Source organism: Methanobrevibacter sp., from assembly GCF_045611865.1.
In the GTDB taxonomy this organism is placed as follows: Archaea; Methanobacteriota; Methanobacteria; order Methanobacteriales; family Methanobacteriaceae; genus Methanocatella.
This window is the reverse complement of record NZ_JAZKXX010000060.1, coordinates 19272-40483: the sequence shown is the minus strand read 5'-3', so window position 1 is coordinate 40483 and position 21212 is coordinate 19272. Positions and strand designations below refer to the sequence as shown.

The window sequence follows — 21212 nt, the reverse complement described above, 5'->3', positions numbered from 1 at the left end:
TATAATTATGTAAGCGTAATAATGTGAATAAAATGAACATTGCAAAATACATCTGCCACCAAAAACCGGAGCGAAGTTTCTTTATCAAAGGTCGTCAATTTCCAGTTTGTGCAAGATGCACAGGTTTTTACACTGGATTGGTTGTTTATTTAATTTGGAGCTTATTTAACTCCCATAGCTACGATTTAAATATGTTAATCATATCAATGATATTGATGGTTCCGGTGGCAGTTGATGGCATGACACAATATTTCGGTCCAAGAGAAAGTACCAATACCCTAAGGTTCTCTACAGGATTCATTGGTGGAATAGGTTTGATAATATTTTTAAAAATAATAATAAGGTGGGTTTTAGTTGTATTGTAGACATTGCGGTGAAGAAAATCCTGAAGAAGCAGTATACTGTAGAAATTGTGGTGAATTACTAAAAGAAGAAAAAGCAAAAAAAGCAGAAGTAATCGAAAGTCCAACTTACCAAAAAAGAGAAAATAACTACCAAAATAGCCAAACAACTACAAAATTCAGTACCGATAAATTTTCTTGGATGGAATGCTGCTTATGTGTAATTGGGGTTTTTATTATTTTTGCAATTATCGGATTACTTTAAATAATAGTATAAAACAGCCTTTTGAGCATGCATTCTGTTTTCGGCCTCATCATAGATAACAGATTGAGGCCCATCTATAACCTCACTGGTTACTTCTTGGCCTCTGATTGCAGGCAAGCAATGCATGAAAATAGCACCATCATTGGCTAAACTCATCAAATCAGTGTTTACCTGGAACGGCGCAAAATCAATTTCTCTTTGAGCGGCCTCTGCCTCATCGCCCATACTGACCCAAACATCGGTATATACCACATCTACATTTTCAAGGGCAACACCAATATCATCGCTAACAGTAATTTCAGTACCATTTTCTGTAGCATATTCTTTAGCAGTATTTAAAATAGCTTCATCAGGCTCATAGCCTTTAGGGCATGCTACAGACATGTCCATTCCTAAAAGTGGGGCAATCAATAAAAGGGAATTACAAACATTATTACCATCACCGACAAAACAGATTTTTTTACCTTCCCAATTACCTAAATGCTCTTTAATTGTCAACATATCAGCCAAGGCTTGACAAGGGTGTTCCAAATCAGTCAATCCACTGATAACGGGCACATCAGAATGTAGGGCTAGCTCTTCAACATCACTATGTTTGATGGCTCTAATCATTATTCCATCAACAAAACGGCTTAAAACCTTAGCAGTATCTAAAATAGGTTCTCCTCTTCCCATCTGCAAATCATTGGAAGACAAAAAGATAGCTCTTCCACCTAACTGGTACATTCCAACATCAAATGAAAGTCTTGTTCTTGTTGATGACTTTTGGAAAATCATTGCTAATGTTTTACCTTCAAGAGGTTTTTCTTCCATCTCTCCCGCTTTGATTTTACTAGCCAAATCCAAAATGTCTTTTACATCCTCTTTGATGTCAGTTATTGACAATAAACTACCCATTTAAATCCCCTTTTAAATATGATAAAAAAAGATATATGTAGAATATATATATTAAATGTTTCTATGATTTCATCTTAAACATGATATCACGAACTGCAGAGATTACCGGGACAAGTAAGAATAGATATATGAAATTGCTTGACACGTTGAAGTCCAGGAGATTTACAATAACTGTCAAGCCCATCAATATGAAAAATGTATGGTAAATATAATGTCTTTCATCATGTGAAGGTGTTTTCTCAAGAAAATTCCTAGAATAAGAATAATAATACATCAACAAGAAGAATACGATTGTTAAAAATATATTTAAACCAAAGACTGCCTCAGATAAGAAGAAATGTGAGTATTTTCCAATTAAAGAAGTTGTAAATGGGATAAATGAAATGCAAATTAAGAAAATTATGTTAATCCACAAATATATAATATCAAAAGTTTTTATCTTAATGAATTCATGGTGGCAGATCCAAAAGGAACTGATTAAAACAAAACTAACTATAGTAATGCCAATTGTTGGGGTTAATGTTGAAATGAATACTATAAAATCGGAATAATTAGCAATTTGAAGTTCTGGAAGAGCAATAGCAAATACCAATAATGTCATTACCATTCCAAAAATACCATCAGTTAAACCCATCAAACGGCCAGGATCTATATTAACATCACTTTGCAGGGCTTTTTTGAAACGTTGGTAAAAACTTATTTTTTTACTAGTCCTTTTGAGCTTTTTTACTTCTCTACGGGGACTTTGATGTTTATCAGTTTCTTCATCTAAAGAATCTAAAAAATTGTCTATTTTTTCAATAGTTTTACTATCATCAGTATTTTCCCTTAAAACTTCCAATTGATTGGAAATATTATTTTTTAACTCATCCACATCATCAGAAGTATATTTTTTAATTTCAATCACCAAAAAAAGAAAAAAAGAAATTTAGTTTAAAATTTCTTTCATATGTTCAACACGTTTGTTTACAAGGTCTGTTGTTCCCACATCTCTTCTGTGGTAGACATTACCTTTGACAAACTCGCATGCCTTTTCAGCTACTTTTTCAGCTTCTTCAATGGATTCACCACTAGCTACAATACCCAATGCTCTTGAACCGGACAAGTGAATTCCATCGTCTTCCTGACTTACGGCTGCATAAAATACTTTAGCACCAAGTTCTTCAATAGCTTCCTCATCAACTTCAATGAGTTCTCCAGCATATTTTGTTTCCGGATATCCATCAGGAACAATGTATTTACATACACTGGCTTTGTTTTCAAATTCAGCTTTATCTAGGTTACCGTCAACAATAGCTTGACAAATATCAACTAATGGAGTTTTTAAAAGTGGTAAAACATTCATAGCTTCAGGATCACCAAATCTTGCATTGTATTCTATGAGTTTTGGTCCATCAGCGGTTAACATGAATTGACCGTATAAAATACCTTTGTAAGGTTCTGCTTCCTCAGCAATAGCTTTCAATGTAGCTTTCATAATTTCTACAGCTTTATCATAATCATCTTGGCTTAAAAATGGTAACAGACCACCAACATCAGAGTAGGAACCCATACCACCAGTAATAGCTCCAACATCACCTTCAAATGCATGAGGATGGTCTTGTGCTGCAGGCATAGGAGCTAAGTTTTCACCGTCACAGAATGCCTGGATGGTAAATTCCTCACCGATTAATCTCTCTTCAATGATTACTTGAGCAAATCCGCCCATGACATTATCAATTACTTCACATGAGTATTCCTTTGCTTCCTCATTGTCTTTTAAGTGGTCACCGACAATTTTTACTCCTTTACCACCGGTTAAACCTACCGGTTTTACTACAACGTCACGGTCAAACTCATCCAAAAATTTAGATACGTCTTCAGAGTTATCAAATACTTTATAGACAAGTGACCCTTCAATTTCATAGTCTTCAAAGAGTTTTCTCATAAATGATTTATCGGTTTCAATACGTGCTGCACTTTGGGTTGGTCCAACACATTTAATTCCATTTTTTTGAAGTTCATCCACGATTCCTTTTCCAAGTGGAGCTTCAGGACCGATAAATGCAATGTCAATATCATTTTCAACTGCATATTCTGCTACTTTTTCAACTTCCCCTTCGTCACCTTGCTTGAACTCGGCAATTTTACTCATTCCAGGGTTTATTTTACTCATGTAGCAGTATAATTCTACATCGTCTTTTAGGGCATCGGCAATAGCATGTTCACGAGCACCTGTTCCAACAACTAAAACTTTCATAGTAAATTCTCCTATAAAAATATATATTTTTAAAAATATTTAATACTAACTTACATATAAAAGAGTATAGTTGCTATACAAGAGAGGTAAATTATGGAAAAAAATTCAAACATAGAAATGATAACAGGAGACCCAAAAAAGGCAATAAACAAGTTATCAGTACCAATTATAGCAAGTATGTTCCTAATTTTTGCAAACAACATTATTGACAGTATTTGGGTAGCAGGACTTGGTGCAGAACCACTAGCTGCACTTGGATACATCACACCACTATTCATGATACTTGTCGGTTTTGGAAACGGACTTGGAGCCGGTGGTAACTCATTGATATCAAGATATATCGGAGCGGAGGACAAACACTCCGCAAACAATGCGGCAATACACAACCTGATTTTAAGCCTGATATTTTCAATAGCTATTTCAATAATATTTTTAGCATTGATGAAACCAATGCTTTTGATGATGGGAGCAAGTGACGTTCTAAATTATGCAATGGACTATGGATTTATAATATTCATCTGGACATTTGCAATATTAATGCCACCAATCGTGGGGGGAGCATTCAGAGCAGAAGGAGACATTAAAAGGGCAACAGTTCCAATAGCACTTGCTGCGATAATCAATATGATATTGGATCCAATATTTATCTACACATTAAATATGGGAATTCAGGGAGCAGCATGGGCAACAGCCCTAGGGCCATTCATAAGCCTGCTTTTAATGTTCTACTGGATATTCGTTAAAAAAGACACTTACCTCTCATATAACATAAAAGATTTCCATAATGACCTTAAAATGTATAAGGATATACTCGTAGTCGGTATTCCTGCAAGTTTAGAACAATTGGTATTGTCCGTTTTAACAATATTTGTAAATTACATGCTTACAATCGTATCTGGACCTGTGGCAGTGGCAGTATATACTGCAGGTTGGAGAATAGTAAACATCGGAATGCTTCCGGCAATTGGAGTTGGAACAGCAGCAATATCAGTGGCCGGAGTGGCATTTGGTGCAAAAAAATATGAAAACCTAAGAGTAACTGCAAGATATGCCGTTAAAGTGGCTTTAATAGCTTCAATAATAGTGTGCATAATATTAAATATATTTGCAAATCAAATTGTGTTTATTTTCTCATATTCTGAAAACAGTGCCAATTTGGCGCCTCTAATAGCTGGTTTCCTACAGTTAATGTGCCTATTCATCCTATATGTTCCATTTGGTGCAAGTGCAGGTAATGTTTTCCAGGGTGTTGGAAAAGGAACAATATCATTTATCCTAACAGCATTCCGGGAATTCATTTTAGTGTTAATCTTTGCATATCTACTAGGATTTACATTCAATATGGGTGAATTTGGAATATACTGCGGAATGCTTCTAGGTGGTGGAATCGGTTCGCTGATATGTTACGGATGTATTGAGCTTTACATCAACAAATTAATCAAAAGTCAACATCCTGCTAATTAAAAAAAAGAATTAAAGATGAGTTAACAACTCATCTACATTTTTTCAGGTGCAGAAACACCTAAAATATCTAAAGCATTTTTAATAGTTGTTTTAGCTCTATCAACTAAAATGAGTCTTGTATCTTCCACGTCAGAACCTATAACCTGTTCTGTTTTGTAGAATTTATTGAATGAACCGGCTAAATCCTGACAGTATTGTGTGATATTGTGAACCCTTTTCTTATTGGCACAATCCTCAACGACTTGTGGGAATTTAGCGATTTGTCTAATTAAATCTTGTTCCGCTTCATCAGGAGTCCAATCATCACTGACAGTCAAAGAACTGATATCCTTACCGGATTTGTCAAGCAATTTACATGCTCTTGCATGTGCATATTGAATAGAAGCACAACCTCTTTCAAAACTTAATGCTTCATCCCATTTGAAAGTCAAGTGTTTTTCAGGAGACAATTTAGCTATGAAGAATCTTACAGCTCCAACACCGATTTCTTCAGCCATTGGTGCAATTTCTTCTTCAGTTAAATCAGGATTTCTTGATTTGATTTCATCATGTGCTCTTAAAACAGCTTCATCAATCAATTCATCAACAGATACGAATTTACCTTTTCTTGTTGACATTGATCCTTCAGGAAGAGTAATGAATTCGTAAAAGATTACTTCAGGAGCTTCTTGTCTAAATATCTCTTCAAAAATTATTTTGATTTGTTTTGCAGCCAATTTATGGTCTGAACCTAAAATATCAAGGACTGTGTCACCTAAAGTAGCTTTATATTTGTGATAAGCCAAATCTCTAGTAGAGTAAAGTGAAGTGCCATTGGATCTTCTTAAAACAAATTCTTTTTCAATATTGAAGTCTGTTAAATCAATGTATAACACATCGTTTTCTCTGGTAAATCCTTCTCTTTGAATAAAGTTAACTGTACTGTCTACATCACCGTTTCTTACAAATTGACCTTCCCACACAAAGTCATCATGGACAATGTTCATTCTTTGAAGGGATTCCTTCATACCTGAAATACATTTTGATACAACATCTTCAAAGACCTTGTTTAACTCTTCATCAGCGCCTTCTTCGTATTTTTGAATCAATTCATCTACTTTAGCATTTAAAGCTTCATCTTCTTCAACAGCCTTATTTGCATCAAAGTATAATTTTCCAATCTTGTGGTCAAGTTTATCGCCTTCATAGTCTTCTATCTTAAGACCACATTCAGTTATACCGCATACGATAATAGCAATTTGCCTTCCCATATCATTAACATAATATTGTGTTATGACATCCCTTCCGGCCACTTTCAAAAGTCTTGCAAGGGAATCCCCAAAAATGGAGTTTCTAATATGTCCAATGTGAAGCGGACCGTTAGGGTTTGCTGAAGTATGTTCCAAAACGATTTTTTCTCCATATTCCGGAAGTTGACCGTAATTTTCATCTACTTTTTCCAAAAGCAATTTTGAAAATTTATCATAGTCAATGAAGAAATTAACGTAAGGCCCAAAGTTTTGAACTTTAGAAAATATTTCTGGAACTTCAATTTTTTCAACCAAATCTTTTGCAACTTCAGGAGGTGAAGTCCTTAATTTTTTAGTAAGTGCAAATGCAATTGTACTTGCAAGGTCACCTAAATCTGGATTTGGAGGAAATTCCAATTTGAAATTCCTATCGATTTCTACATCATATTGATCCAATGCTTTATTTATAGCATCAATCGCTTGTTTTTCAATTTCAAAATACATTAACTCACCTAAATAATAATTATAATCCTCTTAACCAGAGGGAAAGATATCCGATTTTTGGAATAACAACCAAATTATCGCCAAATGTTACTACCTTTTCTTTAATTTGGCTTGGATTGACATAATATGGATCCGGAGAGTTGTTATTGTCTCCCTTAATTACATACATCGTAGTTCCGTTTATATCGGCCGTACCAATAATTCTATGAATAACAGGTTGGTCATACCATGCAGCATCATAAACAACAACATCACCAACTTCAACATCCTCTGGGTTGAACTCGCTAATACCGAAGAGGTCTGCTTTTTCAACCAAAACAATGTCTCCTCTGTAAAATGCAGGTTCCATACTACCTGAAACAACTACATTTAAATGTTGAGCGGCAATTAAAACTATAATTAGAATAATTACATATGATGCCATTTCTTTATAATCTATATCCATAATATTACCTTCTTCTTTTCTTAAATGCGGCTTCTAGAGCTATTTCAATAGCTTCAGAAGTTTTCTGTAAATCTGCCATAGAATGGGCATTTGAAATAAAATTACATTCAAATTGTGAAGGTGGAATAAACACACCTTGTTTTAATAAAGATTTAAAGTATCTTAAGAATTGTTTTCTATCTGATTTTTGTGCATCAGCATAGTTGTAAACTGGTGCAGGATTGAAATAAATTTGAAACATTGAAGCAAGTCCAACCGGTTGAATATTATACTCTTCCTCATCAATGATGGATTGGATATTTCCACGAAGGAAGTTTCCTTTACGCTCTAATTCTTTGTAAAATGCATCATCAAGTTGAGTTAAAGTAGAAATACCAGCTTGAACTGAAATAGGGTTTCCTGAAAAAGTACCTGCCTGATAAACTGGGCCATTAGGAGCAATCAACTCCATAATTTCTTTTTTACCACAAAAGGCACCCATTGGAAGTCCACCACCAACAATTTTACCGAGGGTTGTTAAATCAGGAGTGACACCATAATACTCTTGAGCTCCACCACGTGATGCTCTAAAACCTGTGATAACTTCATCAAATATTAAAATTATATTATTTTCTTCAGTAATTTTTCTTATAAATTCTAAAAATCCTGGTTTAGGTTCAATGCAACCAACATTGCCCATGACTATTTCCATAATAATACAAGCAATGTTTTCACCTTCTTTTTCAATTAACTCAGTTAATGCTTCTTCATCATTAAAAGGAACGGATAAAGTATTTTTAGTTGTATCTTCAGGAATTCCTGGACTATCAGGTAGGGTTGCAGCACCAGATCCCCCTTTTACAAGGACATAATCATGCGCACCGTGATATGCTCCTTCAAATTTAACTATTTTGTCTCTTCCAGTAAAACCTCTCGCAAGTCTTATTGCGCTCATTGTAGCTTCAGTTCCACTATTACAAAATCTTACCATCTCAGCAGAAGGAATTCTATCAATAACCTCTTTTGCAAGAGTTATTTCATTTTCGGTTGGAGCACCATATGCTGTTCCAATAGTTAATTGATTGGAAACTTCCCTTACAACTTTAGGATCTGCATGTCCAAGTATTAATGGACCATAAGCTAAACAATGGTCAATATAAGTTTTTCCATCTACATCAGTGATTTTAGAACCTCCAGCGCTTTTAACAAAAAACGGATATGGTTTAAAAGCACGAACTGGAGAGTTTACTCCACCAGGAAAATATTTTTTAGATTCATTGAACAATTCTTCAGAATACATTATATCACACTATAAATGTTGGATTAATGAATTTACACAAGCTACAGCAATTGGTGTTCCACCTTTCGGTCCTTCAACAATAATATTTGGAATATCTGAATTGTGTAGAGCCTCTTTTGAGTCAGCTGCCCCAACAAAACCAACAGGAACTCCAACAATAGCTTTAAGATTCATTTCACCTTTTTGGTATAAATCCATAGCTTCAAAAACAGCAGTAGGAGCATTACCAGAAACTACAATACCTTCAAAATCATTACTTGCCGCATATCTCATTGCTGCGGCCGCTCTTGTAATTTGATTTTCTTTAGCGATTTTAATAACTTCTTCATTTCTGATATAACACTCAACTTCCCCATCATATCTTGTAATACCATATTTAACCATGTTGATATCAGTTAAAATGGTTTCATTATTTTTAAGGGAAGCCATAGCTGCATCTACAAAATCAGGACTTATTTTAACTAATTTTGCATACTCTGGATCTGCAGTTGAGTGAACAATTCTCTCAACAATGTCTCTTTCAGCAGGATTTAAATCTTTGACATCATCTCCAATAAGGCCACGGATAATTTCTCTACTTTTAGTAGCAATATCTAAACCTTGTTTAGTTGATGCACCCATGAACATTTTGTCTGTCATAATGTTAGTTATATATTAAATATATGTTAAATATTTTGTTAAAAATCAAAATTTTAAAAAAAATTATTTTTCACTAGCTGAAAGCCCTGCTAGATAACCAGTTGAAAATGCAATTTTCAAATTATAACCGCCAGTAGGGCCGTGTAAATCTAAAACTTCACCAGCAAAATACAAATTAGGAATCAAAGTTGACTCCATAGTCTTTGGATTAATATTGTCCAAATCTACTCCACCAATAGTCACCTTTGACAAATCTCTATTAAAATCAGTTATTTCAAAAGCAAATCTCTTTAAATTTTCAATTAAACGATTCTTACTTTTCTTGTTGATTTTAGATAACTGTATTTCACCATCCAAATCACTTTGGGCTAAAAAGAAATCAATAAAATTATTTGTTAAAAACAGCTTGAGATAATTTTTAAGCATTGTCTTTCCCTTAAGCTGAAAATCATTTGTGAATTTCTCTTTAAGGTCTTCACGAGTGAAATCAGGGCATAAATCAATGGCTATTTCAATATCAAAATCAGGATCATTTTCCAACAGATTATAATCAAGGCCCTGGGAAATCTCATTGCTTAAATTAATTATTCCCGGCCCTGTTAAGCCAACATGTGAAAACAATACATTGCCCTTAACTTTTGATTTTTTATAACTTATAACAACATCATATAACGTAATACCGGCAATATCTGACAAGTCTTCTTTAGTTATTAATGGAACAAGTCCGTATTTAATGTCAGTTAAAGGTTGTGAAGTTAATGAATAGTTTTTTATGTTACATCCAGTCTGTGGATAAGTTATACCGCCAGTGGCTAGGATAATCTTGTCAGCCTTTATCTTATCGTTTATTATAAAGTCATCTGTGATAGAGCTAACTTCAAAGTTATAAGTTATAACAACATCATCCAGATAATCAGTTAAGATATCCAAGACATCACTAGATTTTTCAGACATCGGAAATATTCTACCCTCATCTTCCTCAATGAAATTTAAGCCTTTATCCTGAAAAAGCGAAAGGAGCATTTCATTTGTAAATGTAAAAAAAGAGTGTTTTAAAAAGTTTTTTTGAGGATAAATATTCAATAGCTTTTTAATTGGTTTTTGGTTTGTGATATTGCATCTTCCCCCACCTGTCAAAAGAAATTTGCGACCAAGTGAGGAGTTTTTCTCAAGCAACACTACACTTGAGGAATTCTGGCTTGCAGCAATCGCCGCCATTATTCCTGCAGGGCCACCACCAATGATAGCTATCTCATATTCTTCCATATCAATCTTAAAAAAGAAAAAAGATTAAGGGGTTAATCTGTGTCTGTCTCTTGGGAAGAGTACACATTCACGGATGTTTTGAGAACCTGTAAGTACCATAGTTAACCTGTCAGCACCTACACCCCAACCTGCGTGTGGAGGCATACCATATTTAAATGCGGTTAAGTAGCTTCCAAATCCATCAGGATTAAGGCCTTTTTCTTCAATTTGTTTTACTAAAAGATTATATTGGTGTACACGGGTAGCACCAGAAGATAATTCTAAGTTGTTGTACATTAAATCGAATGCATGAGCATATTTTTCATCATCTTCAAATGGCATTACGTAAAACGGTTTTATTTCAGCAGGCCATTTGGTTAAGAAATAAAATCCTCCCATTTCTTCGCCTAATGCTTTTTCAGCTTCACGGGATAAGTCTTCTCCCCATTGCATTTCAACTCCAGCCATATTGACAATGTCAACAGCATCGTCGTAAGTTACAACTGGGAAATCTCCTGAAGGAACTTCCAATTCATGACCTAAAATTTCTAATTCATTAGCACAATTTTCATTGACATCATTTAAGACTTGAATAATCATGTCATTTAATATTTTCATTACATCCTCATCATCAGCAAATGAAGCTTCAGCATCTATAGAAACAGCTTCATTTAAGTGTCTTAAAGTATCGTGCTCTTCTGCTCTGAAAATTTGACCGATTTCAAATACTTTATCCATTCCTGCACCCATCATCATTTGTTTGTATAATTGTGGGGATTGACCAAGGAATGCTTCTTTTTCAAAGTATGCGATTGGGAATAATTCAGTTCCTCCTTCAGTAGCGGATGCTACTAGTTTAGGAGTGTTAATTTCATAAAATCCATTATCATAGAAGAAATCTCTGATAGTATGGAACATTTGACCTTTGATTTTGAAAATTGCAGAAACGTTTTCTTTTCTGATATCTAAGAATCTTGAATCTAGTCTTGTATCAATTCCTGCTTTTACTTTTTCTGTTGGATCCATTGGTAAAGGTTGATCAGCCATATTTAAAACTTTTACTTCTTTTGGTATAATTTCAACACCATTTGGTGCTTTTGCTGATTCTTGTACTGCACCTTTAATTGCAACAACGGATTCTTTTCTTAAGTCTCTTAATTGTTTTAATACGTCTTCATCTACTTTTTTACTTGGAGCGGTTACTTGAACTCTACCAGTTACATCACGAATGATTACAAACATGATTCCACCGAAATCACGGATTTCATGTACCCAACCCATGATAGTAACATCACTACCTGCTATTTCAGGATTGTGTTGGTTTGCATAGTGAGTCCTTCTCCAATCATTTAATAAACCTTGCAAATTATTCACCTTTTTGTGGTTTGTAAAAATAAAATAATGATAAAATTTTCATTATAATCATAATATTAGTTTTAATGTTTTATAAAAGTATGTAATAATAGCAGAAATAATAAATCGAATAGATTTAAAAAAAATATGTGAAAGTTTGGGAAATCCCTAAAACTGCCACATTTAAGATAAGAGTAGTTGTTTTAGAAAATAGTTACTCATCTCTTAATCTTGTTTTGAATGAATTTGCATGAGCAAAGAATCCTTCATATTCAGCTATTGGAACTGAAGTTTTAGATAACTCTTTAAGACCTTCTTTTGTAATCCTTTGAACTGTAGGTTTTTTAATAAACTCTTCAGTAGAAAGTCCTGAATACATTTTTGCTCCACCACCGGTTGGAAGAACATGATTGGTACCAGACCCATAGTCTCCAGCTGCAACAGGTGAATATAAACCTAAAAATATTGAACCTGCATTGTTGATGTGTGATAATGTTTCATCATCATCTATTGTAGATATGATTAAATGTTCAGGAGCATATTCATTTGTCACATGAATAGCCTCCTCGAGTGTGTTAGTGATAATAATTTTTCCACTTTTAGATAATGATTCTTCAATAATTTCACGTCTTGGTGCAACTTTTGTTAACTCTTTTACATACTCATCAGTTTTAAGTGCCAAGTCTTTTGAATTGGTTACTAAAAAACATGAAGCATTAGGATCATGTTCAGCCTGTGCCAATATATCAGTTGCTAAAAATTCAGGATTTGCACTTTCATCTGCTAATATTAACACTTCAGATGGGCCGGCCGGAAACTCTATATCTACTTGACCATATACTAGTTTTTTTGCAGCGGTAACAAATATATTTCCAGGACCTACAATTTTTTCAACTTTAGGTATTGATTCTGTTCCATATGCAAGTCCAGCTATAGCTTGTGCCCCACCGACCTTATAAATCTCATCTGCACCTGCAATGTCAGCTGCAACTAAAATAGCATCAAGAATTTTTCCATCCTTTTGGGGTGGTGTTACACATACGACTTTTTTAACACCAGCAATTTTTGCAGGTATAACAGTCATCAAAATTGATGAAGGATATGCTGCACGACCTCCTGGAATATAACAACCTGCAGAATTGATTGGTCTTACAATTTGACCTGCAGTGATTCCCGGATTAACTTCAATATTCCATTCATTTGGAATTTGTTTTTTGTGGAATTTCTCAATATTGGATGCGGCTTGCTTTAAAGCAACAAGTAAAGAGTCGTCTAAAGTGTCATAAGCCTCATTAATTTCATCTTTGGATACTCTTAAATTTTCTATTATAACACCATCAAACTTTTCAGTATATTCTCCAATAGCCTTATCACCATTTTCCTTGACATTTTCTAAAATATCAGAAACAATGTCTAAGACTTTATTAACATCTTCTTCTGATCTTTTGATGGTTTCGTGTAAATCAATATCAGAATAAGTAAGTATTTCCATTTTAACACTACCTTAAAATAGCTCCAGTATCAGCAGAGTGAACAAGCTTTTGATATAGTGCTAACCATCCATCAACATCACTTTCAGGGTGTTTAACAGATTTTAATCTTTCTGAAATTTCTTCATCAGTTAACTCAACATTTATCAATCTATTGTTAATGTCAATTTCTATTATATCACCATTTTGAATTGCTACAATCGGTCCGTTTTCCATTGCTTCAGGTGATACGTGGCCTATACAAGGTCCTCTTGTTCCTCCTGAAAATCTACCATCGGTGATTAAACCTACATTCTTGATATTCATTCCTGCAAGAGCTGAAGTTGGATTTAACATTTCACGCATTCCAGGACCGCCTTTTGGTCCCTCATATCTGATAACAACGATATCCCCTTCTGAAATTTCATGGTCAAATATTGCTTGGGTAACATCCTCTTCAGAGTTATATATTTTTGCAGGGCCTTTAAGATACATTAAATCATCTGCAACAGCGCCTTTTTTAACGACACTACCATTAGGTGCAAGGTTTCCTTTTAGGATTGCAATTCCACCGTCTTCATGTACAGGATTGTCTAAAGTATGAATAACTTCAGTGTTTTTATTTTCAAAGTTTTTCAAGTTCTCCTTAATTGTTTTTCCTGTGACAGTTAACTGATTGGTATCAATTTTATCACCTAATGTTTTTAAAACAGCTTGAATTCCACCAGCTAAATGTAAATCCATCATGGAATCTTCACCAGCAGGAGAAATAAGTGCAATGTGTGGAACATTTTTAGAAATCTCATCAAATAATTCTAAATCAACATCAACACCGTTAATTTCATTAGCGATAGCTGGAATGTGAAGTGCAGTATTAGATGATCCGCCTAATGCCATGTCAACAGCAATCGCATTGTTGAATGCTTCTTGGGTCATGATATCTGATGGTTTAATGTCATCTTTAACAAGTTCAATTATTTGGCGACCAGACTCAAATGCGATTTTATTGTTTTCTTCTGTTCTTGCATGGGTGGTAGCACAAGTTGGAAGGGATAAACCAAAAGTTTCTGTTATACATGCCATAGTATTGGCTGTAAATAAACCGGAACAGCTTCCAGCACCTGGACATGCACATCTTTCAAGTTCCAAAACATCTTCTTCAGACATTTTACCGGCTGAATAAGCACCGACAGCTTCAAATACTGTAATTAAATCAGCAGGTTTTCCATTATATTCACCAGATGCCATCGGCCCACCAGTAACAACAATTGATGGAACATTAACTCTTGCTGCTCCCATAATCATTCCAGGAACAACCTTATCACAACTTGGAATCAAAACCAATCCGTCAAATGCATGGCCTTTAGTCATGGATTCAACTGTAGCGGCAATAATCTCACGTGAAGGAAGGGAATATTTCATTCCTTCGTGGTTCATACTGATTCCATCACAAACCGCCATTGTATCAAACTCAAATGGAATACCTCCAGCTTCGATAATACCTTGTTTTACAAATTCAACAAGTTCCCTTAAGTGAATATGGCCAGGTACAATATCTGTAAAACTGTTGGCTATTCCAATGAATGGTTTATCAAAATCTTCATCCTTAAGACCACAAGCCCTTAAAAGGGATCTGTGTGGTGCTCTTTGAATTCCTTTTTTAACATTATCACTTTTCATCTAATCACACAATTTAATCAAATCATTATTATATATTTATTTAATTATTATTATAATTGATAGTTTAACAAAAAAATAATTAATTTAAAAAACATAAGTATTAGTATGACCACATTAGAGAAGATGAAAATCTTAACAGATTCCGCTCAATATGATTTATGTGATTATGTAAGTCACAATAAAAGTTCTCAGGTAAATCTACCCGGGATATATGAAGCAACTGGTCATAACGGATGTAAAATCCCTCTTTTTAAAACACTCTTAACCAATAAATGTAAAAACGACTGCAAGTATTGTATTAACCAATCAAAAAGAAATTTTACACGACTTGAACTGTCACCTGAAGAACTTGCAAGAGCATTCCTCGGATATTATAATCGAGGTTTGGTAAATGGATTGTTTTTAAGTTCAGGTATTTCAGGTGATGTAGATTCTACAATGGAAAAACAAATAGAAACTGTAAGTCTACTTAGAAAAAAATATGGATACGATGATTATATTCATCTTAAAGTTGTTCCAGGTGCAAGTAAGGATTCTATTGCAAGAGCAATGGCACTTGCAAACAGAGTCAGTATAAACATTGAGGCTGCAACACCTTCTGGTCTTGCAGAACTGTCATCCACAAAAGATTATAAAAAGGACATTCTTAGAAGGTTATCCTGGATAAACAGCATGCAACATAAAAGTACAACATATCCAAATTCTACTCATACCACCCAACTGATTGTCGGTGCAAACGGTGAAAGTGACAAGGAGATTTTACAGAGAATGGAAAAAATCTACAAAAAATCTGAATTGAAAAGAACATATTTTTCTGCATTCACCCCAATTGAAGAAACTGAATTTTCAAATAAAGAGGCATGTTCAACAGATAGAACTGCAAAATTATACAACGCTGACAGTTTACTTAATGATTATCATTTTAAAGTTAAAGAACTGGTATTTGATGAAAATGATAAACTTTCACTTACGCAAGATCCAAAAATTTTAGCTGCAAAAAATATGAATATATTTCCTGTAGAAATTAATTCAGCCCCACTTTTTGAACTGATAAGAGTGCCGGGTATCGGTATAAAATCAGCACATCAAATAATTTCTATTCGTAGAAAAACTCCATTTACATCAAAAGAACAATTGAGAAAATTAGGGGTTATAGTAGATAGAGCCGAACCATACATTAAAATAAGTGGGGAATATCAAACTACTTTTGATTTTTAACTTTTTTTATTGATTTATTTAATATTTAAAGGAATAAAATAATCAAATATTTTATTGTAGAATCAATTAAAATAATAGAAAAAAATTTTTATTAATAGATTTATTGAAAATATCAAGTAGACAATTTCAAATGTAAAATATAATATATTATAAAAAAAGTAGAAAATTAATAGTCATCAAACAACGCCCAAATTTCAGGGTATTTTTTAGAAACTGCCTCTTCAATTAAAACTGATGCTTCTTTTGAAATACTGAATTCAGGTTCTGTTTTCCTTAAATATCTGAAAACTGCAGAAGATCTTGAAGACCATAAAGTAATCCTTGGATTTTTATCAACAATCTCTTTTACTTCAGCTATATGTTCGTTTTGAATCTTAACTTCCTCTGGAACTTCTTCAGGAACTGGTTCTTCGACAACTTCCTCTGGAACTTCCTCTTCTTGAACCTCTTCTACAGGTTCATTGTCTTCTTTTTGAGCTTCTTCTTCTTGAATTTCTTCAAATATATTTTTTTGCTCTTCTTTTTGAGGTTCAACTTTTTCTTCAACAGTTTCTTCATTGTCTTTTAACATGTCTTCAAGAGACTGTGTTGAATTACTGTCGAAATCCTCATCATAAAAATTAGGAATTAATGAATCTAAACCTTTTCCAAGTCCTTTTCTAGCCATTATAATTCCTCCCCATCCCGTTTAAGGATTTCTTTAGCTAGTTTTAAATAAGCTTTTGTTCCTGTACTTTCCGGATCATATACCAAACATGGTTTTCCATAACTAGGAGCTTCAGCCAATCTAATGTTTCTTGGAATGATTGTTTTAAACAATAAATCTGTTCCACTGAAATAGCTTTTTAATTCTTTGTGAACGTCTCTACTAAGTCTAGTTCTTTTATCAAATAGAGTGAGGAGAATTCCTTTAATTGGAGTCGGACTTCTAAGTCTTTTTTCAACTAATTTTATTGTATTAATTAAATCAGCTACACCTTCTAAAGCATAATACTCAGCTTGGATAGGTATTAATACGCTATCTGAAGCTACTAATGCATTGACAGTAATTACACCTAATGAAGGTGGTAAATCGATGAATATGTAATCAAATAATGGAACAACATCTTTTAGAGTTTCTTTGAGAATTATATGATAATTTTCACGTTTAGAAAGCTCCATTCCAGCACCACTTAGGGATATATTACTTGGGATAATAAATAAATTTTTAATAAACGTAGGAATTGTTGCTTTTTTAACACTAATATCCCCTATGATAGCATCATATATTGTATTTTCTATCTTAGTTTTATCAATCCCAAAACTAGTTGTAGCATTAGCTTGGGGATCCATATCAACAACTAAAACAGATTTTCCCATTACTGCTAGGGATGTTGCAGTATTAACAACGGTAGTTGTTTTACCACAGCCCCCTTTTTGATTCATCACCGCAATTACTTCACTCATTAAAGAATTCTCCTATATCTAATAAGTTTTAAGTTATTAGTTATGATTTATAACTTAAAAATTTTAAGTTTAAAAGAATAACGAATAAGTTACTCAGTATAAGTTAAAAGGATTAAGTTATTCCTTTTAAATTAAAACTTAAAGGAAATAACTTTTAAGTTCTAACTTCTAAGGGATAGGAAATAAGTTTTAAGTTAAAACTTCTAAATTATAAAAAATAAGTTTTAAGAAATAACTTATCATAACTAACTTTTAACAAATAAGTTATATTTTATAACTTCTCTCTTATAAAGTATTTGTTTTCACAAATAAGTTATTAGTTATTTGTTAGTAGTTATAAGTTATAACTAATAATTAAAAAATGATAAGTTATAAGTTATAACAAAAAAATATTAAAAAAAATAAAGAAGGATTATTTAGCATTTTGCATAGTTCCTTCAAAATAGCTAGCATATCCTTTTAAGTCTAACATTCCATGACCTGAGAAGTTAATGACAATAGTTTTTTCTTCTCCGGTTTGTTTACATTTCAATGCTTCATCAATACCAACTTTAATTGCGTGAGTAGTTTCTGGAGCTGGAACAATACCTTGGTTACGAGCAAAAGTAATTCCTGCATTGAAACAATCAACTTGATGAGCAGATCTAGGTTCAATGTAGCCTTCTTTAGCTAAAAGTGAAACGATAGGTGACATTCCGTGATATCTTAAACCTCCAGCATGAACGGTAGGAGCAACGAAATCATGGCCTAAAGTGAACATTTTAAGCATTGGAGTAAATTCATTGGTATCTCCAAAATCATATTCATAAGAGCCTTCGGTAAGTGTTGGACAAGCACTAGGTTCAACAGCAATAAATTGAGTATCTGAATTTCCATCAATCTTATCTTTAATGAATGGGAATAAAGATCCTGCCAAATTACTTCCACCACCAGCACAAGCAATCATTACGTCAGGTTCTTCTTCAGCAATTTCAAGTTGGGTTTTGAGTTCCTGACCTATAACAGTTTGGTGTAACATTACGTGGTTTAAAACACTACCTAATGAATATTTAACTTCATCATTTTCTAAAGCTTCTTCCATAGCTTCAGAAATAGCAACTCCTAAAGAACCTGGGTGGTCAGGAGTATTAGCTAAAATTTCACGTCCAACTTTAGTGTTTTCACTAGGGGAAGCAAAGACATTACTGTCGTAAATATGCATGATGTTTTTTCTGTCTGGCTTTTGATTGAATGAAACTTTAACCATATAAACAGTACATTCAATGTCTAATAAATTACAAGCCAAAGATAAAGCGGTACCCCATTGGCCTGCACCGGTTTCTGTAGTTAATCTTTCAACACCTTCTTTTTTAGCAAAATATGCTTGAGGAATAGCAGAATTTAACTTATGTGAACCGGTAGGAGAAGAGTCTTCCCTTTTGAAGTAAATTTTAGCAGGAGTATTCAAATATTCCTCGAGTTTATTTGCTCTTACTAATGGAGATGGTCTACCCATTTCCATATATAATTCTCTAACTTCATTTGGAATCTTGACATAACGATCAGTAGCGAATTCTTGTTCTAAAGCAGCTTTAGTAAAAGCAATTTGTAAAGATGAAATTTGATCTTTTCCTTCACTGTTCTTAGGAGCAGGAAGTTCTACTGGTAAGTCAGCAAGCATATTGTACCATTGTTTTGGCACTTCATCTGATGATAATTCTATTTTATAAGTCATAGTAATAAGTTTAAATAATGTACTATTTAAAGCTTTGTTGTACAAAAATGTACTATTAATTTATTAATAATATAAAAAACACATCTTAAAATATGAGAATTTTAGCTATTGATGTTGGAACAGGAACACAGGACATAATGATTTATGACACAGAAAAGGAACTGGAAAACTCAATTAAACTGGTTTTACCTTCTCCCCATTTGTATGTGTCTCAACAAATGATAGAAATCGAAAATGACATTTATTTCAAAGGAGAAATAATGGGTGGAGGAAAAATAAAAAAAAGCATCCTAGAACACATGGAAAAAGGATACAAAGTTGTAATGGAACCAAATTGCGCAAGAACTATTCGTGATGATTTAGAGCAAGTAAAAGCAATTGGAATAGAAATTGCTGAAGAGGGTAAAGATTACAAAGACTTTACAAAGATTACATTAGGCGACATTAATATCAAAAAATTATCAGAATTCCTACTTGGTTATGATTTAGAGTTTGACTTTGATAAAATTGCAATTGCAGTGCAAGATCATGGATACAATGAAAATATGGGAGACAGGGATTTCAGATTTGAAAAAATCCGTGAAAAAGTTAAAGAACCTATATCTCCGCTAGAATTTGGATTTGTTGATGATTTACCAGACTACTTTACAAGAATGCAGGCTGTAAGTAGAACAATAAAAAATGAAGGAATAGAAGATTTGCCATTGATAATGGACACAAAATTTGCATCAATAGCTGGAATGTGTTATGATGAAGTAGCTAAAAAATTAAACAGTTTTATTGTAATAGATATCGGAAACGGTCACACAACAGCTGCATCAATAGAAGATGGTAAAATTCAGGGAGTATTTGAACATCACACTTCAAGTCTTACTGGCGAATCCCTTGAAAGATATATGAAGAGACTTGCATCAGGTGAGATAACTCACGAAGAAGTTCATGAAGACCACGGCCACGGTGCACATGTTTTAAATCCAATATCAAAAATAGAAAAGGTAATAGTTAGTGGTCCAAAAAGAGAATTAATCGAAAAAACAAATCTTGACTGGCATCATGCAGCTCCAGGTGGAGATGTAATGATGACCGGTACAATTGGATTAATAAAAACAATTCTAGGAAGATAAAATGCTTAAAATGGATTCACATATTCACACTGAATATTCACCTGACTCTAATTCAAAAATTGATGATATTTTAAAAGTAGCCGAAAGAAAAAATATTGACATCATTGCAATCAGTGATCACAATACAGTTGATGGAACTAGTGAAGTAATTAAAAAAACAAGAAACACAGATATACTTGCCATTCCATCAATAGAAATTTCTTCAACAAAAGGCCATATTCTTGGTTTTGGGTGTGAGGAAAATATACCTCGTGACCTATCACCACAAGATACTATCGAGAGAATTCATGATTTGGGGGGTCTTGCAATAATTCCCCATCCTTATTGTTTTTACAGGCATGGACTACTATGTAAAAGTGACTATAAAGATTTAAAAATTGATGCAATAGAGACAAAAAATGCAAGATTCATCGTGGGATATTGCAACCACAAGGCAAAAAACCTATCAAAAAAAGAAAACATTCCTGAACTTGGTGCAAGTGACGCTCATTATTTTAAATTCGTTGGCGATTGCTTTAGTTTAATCGACTGTGAAAAAGACATCGATAGTGTTTTAAAAGCAATAAGAAAAAACAAGACAGAAGCTCATGGAAAAGGAACTTCAAACATTTTACTTTCAAAATATTTATTTGAGAAGAATATTTTAAAGAAATTTGATTGA

At 33.5% G+C, this 21212-nt stretch carries 20 protein-coding genes; 6 read left to right on the top strand and 14 right to left on the bottom strand.

Annotated features, from left to right (window positions below; translation table 11 throughout):
- The first annotated feature begins 32 nt into the window (after nt 1-32).
- Both ACKI32_RS05890 and ACKI32_RS05885 read left to right on the top strand, forming a co-directional pair.
- Nucleotides 33-365: a DUF2085 domain-containing protein gene (locus tag ACKI32_RS05890; RefSeq protein WP_407414462.1), complete on the top strand. Its 333-nt coding sequence runs from the start codon at nt 33-35 to the stop codon at nt 363-365.
- Entirely contained in the window at nt 355-606 is a 252-nt protein-coding gene (locus ACKI32_RS05885; protein WP_407414460.1) for a zinc-ribbon domain-containing protein, read from the top strand. The genes ACKI32_RS05890 and ACKI32_RS05885 overlap by 11 nt, the downstream gene beginning before the upstream one ends.
- Here ACKI32_RS05885 and argF read toward each other — a convergent pair.
- The 3 genes from argF to purD all read right to left on the bottom strand — a co-directional run bounded on the left by argF (nt 598) and on the right by purD (nt 3742).
- On the bottom strand, nt 598-1503 hold the full coding sequence (gene argF, locus ACKI32_RS05880; RefSeq protein WP_407414458.1) for an ornithine carbamoyltransferase: 906 nt from the start codon (nt 1501-1503) through the stop codon (nt 598-600). The two genes, ACKI32_RS05885 and argF, sit on opposite strands and share 9 nt — an antisense overlap.
- Nucleotides 1504-1564: 61 nt before the next feature.
- Nucleotides 1565-2410 (bottom strand): TMEM175 family protein, encoded by an 846-nt coding sequence (locus tag ACKI32_RS05875; protein WP_407414456.1) that lies wholly within the window; start codon nt 2408-2410, stop codon nt 1565-1567.
- 21 nt (nt 2411-2431) lie between these two features.
- The gene (purD, locus tag ACKI32_RS05870; RefSeq protein WP_407414454.1) at nt 2432-3742 is read right to left on the bottom strand and encodes a phosphoribosylamine--glycine ligase; all 1311 of its coding nucleotides are present in this window, start codon (nt 3740-3742) and stop codon (nt 2432-2434) included.
- Between the two features lie 93 nt (nt 3743-3835).
- Between purD and ACKI32_RS05865 the strand changes: the two genes are divergently transcribed.
- The gene (locus ACKI32_RS05865) at nt 3836-5206 is read left to right on the top strand and encodes an MATE family efflux transporter (protein WP_407414452.1); all 1371 of its coding nucleotides are present in this window, start codon (nt 3836-3838) and stop codon (nt 5204-5206) included.
- Nucleotides 5207-5238: 32 nt separating this feature from the next.
- Here the strand turns inward: ACKI32_RS05865 and argS are convergent, their stop codons facing one another.
- The 8 genes from argS to ilvD form a co-directional block, all read right to left on the bottom strand.
- Nucleotides 5239-6939: an arginine--tRNA ligase gene (gene argS, locus ACKI32_RS05860; protein WP_407414450.1), complete on the bottom strand. Its 1701-nt coding sequence runs from the start codon at nt 6937-6939 to the stop codon at nt 5239-5241.
- Nucleotides 6940-6958: 19 nt separating this feature from the next.
- Nucleotides 6959-7384, bottom strand: a complete 426-nt coding sequence (locus ACKI32_RS05855) for a signal peptidase I (protein WP_407414448.1) — start codon at nt 7382-7384, stop codon at nt 6959-6961.
- Between the two features lie 4 nt (nt 7385-7388).
- A complete protein-coding gene (gene hemL, locus ACKI32_RS05850; protein WP_407414446.1) occupies nt 7389-8663 on the bottom strand; it encodes a glutamate-1-semialdehyde 2,1-aminomutase in 1275 nt (424 codons plus the stop codon).
- Nucleotides 8664-8672: 9 nt separating this feature from the next.
- Nucleotides 8673-9302, bottom strand: coding sequence for a cobalt-precorrin-8 methylmutase (locus ACKI32_RS05845; protein WP_407414444.1), 630 nt, complete (start codon nt 9300-9302; stop codon nt 8673-8675).
- Nucleotides 9303-9365: 63 nt separating this feature from the next.
- Nucleotides 9366-10568 (bottom strand): NAD(P)/FAD-dependent oxidoreductase, encoded by a 1203-nt coding sequence (locus tag ACKI32_RS05840; RefSeq protein WP_407414442.1) that lies wholly within the window; start codon nt 10566-10568, stop codon nt 9366-9368.
- 24 nt (nt 10569-10592) lie between these two features.
- Nucleotides 10593-11912 carry an aspartate--tRNA(Asn) ligase gene (gene aspS / locus ACKI32_RS05835; protein ID WP_407414440.1) on the bottom strand — a complete coding sequence of 440 codons (1320 nt, stop codon included), beginning with the start codon at nt 11910-11912 and terminating at the stop codon, nt 10593-10595.
- A 202-nt stretch (nt 11913-12114) separates the two neighbouring features.
- Complete coding sequence (gene hisD / locus ACKI32_RS05830) at nt 12115-13392, bottom strand: histidinol dehydrogenase (protein WP_407414438.1); 1278 nt, start codon at nt 13390-13392, stop codon at nt 12115-12117.
- Nucleotides 13393-13399: 7 nt separating this feature from the next.
- The gene (ilvD, locus tag ACKI32_RS05825; RefSeq protein WP_407414436.1) at nt 13400-15049 is read right to left on the bottom strand and encodes a dihydroxy-acid dehydratase; all 1650 of its coding nucleotides are present in this window, start codon (nt 15047-15049) and stop codon (nt 13400-13402) included.
- A 105-nt stretch (nt 15050-15154) separates the two neighbouring features.
- On the opposite strand from ilvD, the gene ACKI32_RS05820 reads away from it, so the two are divergent.
- Nucleotides 15155-16267 (top strand): radical SAM protein, encoded by a 1113-nt coding sequence (locus ACKI32_RS05820; RefSeq protein ID WP_407414434.1) that lies wholly within the window; start codon nt 15155-15157, stop codon nt 16265-16267.
- A gap of 166 nt (nt 16268-16433) precedes the next feature.
- Here the strand turns inward: ACKI32_RS05820 and ACKI32_RS05815 are convergent, their stop codons facing one another.
- The 3 genes from ACKI32_RS05815 to ACKI32_RS05805 all read right to left on the bottom strand — a co-directional run bounded on the left by ACKI32_RS05815 (nt 16434) and on the right by ACKI32_RS05805 (nt 19427).
- A complete protein-coding gene (locus ACKI32_RS05815) occupies nt 16434-16934 on the bottom strand; it encodes a hypothetical protein (protein ID WP_407414432.1) in 501 nt (166 codons plus the stop codon).
- Nucleotides 16934-17713 carry a ParA family protein gene (locus ACKI32_RS05810; RefSeq protein WP_407414430.1) on the bottom strand — a complete coding sequence of 260 codons (780 nt, stop codon included), beginning with the start codon at nt 17711-17713 and terminating at the stop codon, nt 16934-16936. Before ACKI32_RS05810 ends, ACKI32_RS05815 begins: the two co-directional genes overlap by 1 nt.
- A 412-nt stretch (nt 17714-18125) precedes the next feature.
- Nucleotides 18126-19427, bottom strand: a complete 1302-nt coding sequence (locus ACKI32_RS05805; RefSeq protein WP_407414428.1) for a TrpB-like pyridoxal phosphate-dependent enzyme — start codon at nt 19425-19427, stop codon at nt 18126-18128.
- Between the two features lie 92 nt (nt 19428-19519).
- Here ACKI32_RS05805 and ACKI32_RS05800 point away from each other — a divergent pair, with 92 nt between their 5' ends.
- Both ACKI32_RS05800 and ACKI32_RS05795 read left to right on the top strand, forming a co-directional pair.
- Nucleotides 19520-20551 (top strand): DUF1786 domain-containing protein, encoded by a 1032-nt coding sequence (locus ACKI32_RS05800; protein ID WP_407414426.1) that lies wholly within the window; start codon nt 19520-19522, stop codon nt 20549-20551.
- 1 nt (nt 20552) lies between these two features.
- Nucleotides 20553-21212, top strand: a complete 660-nt coding sequence (locus tag ACKI32_RS05795) for a PHP domain-containing protein (RefSeq protein ID WP_407414424.1) — start codon at nt 20553-20555, stop codon at nt 21210-21212.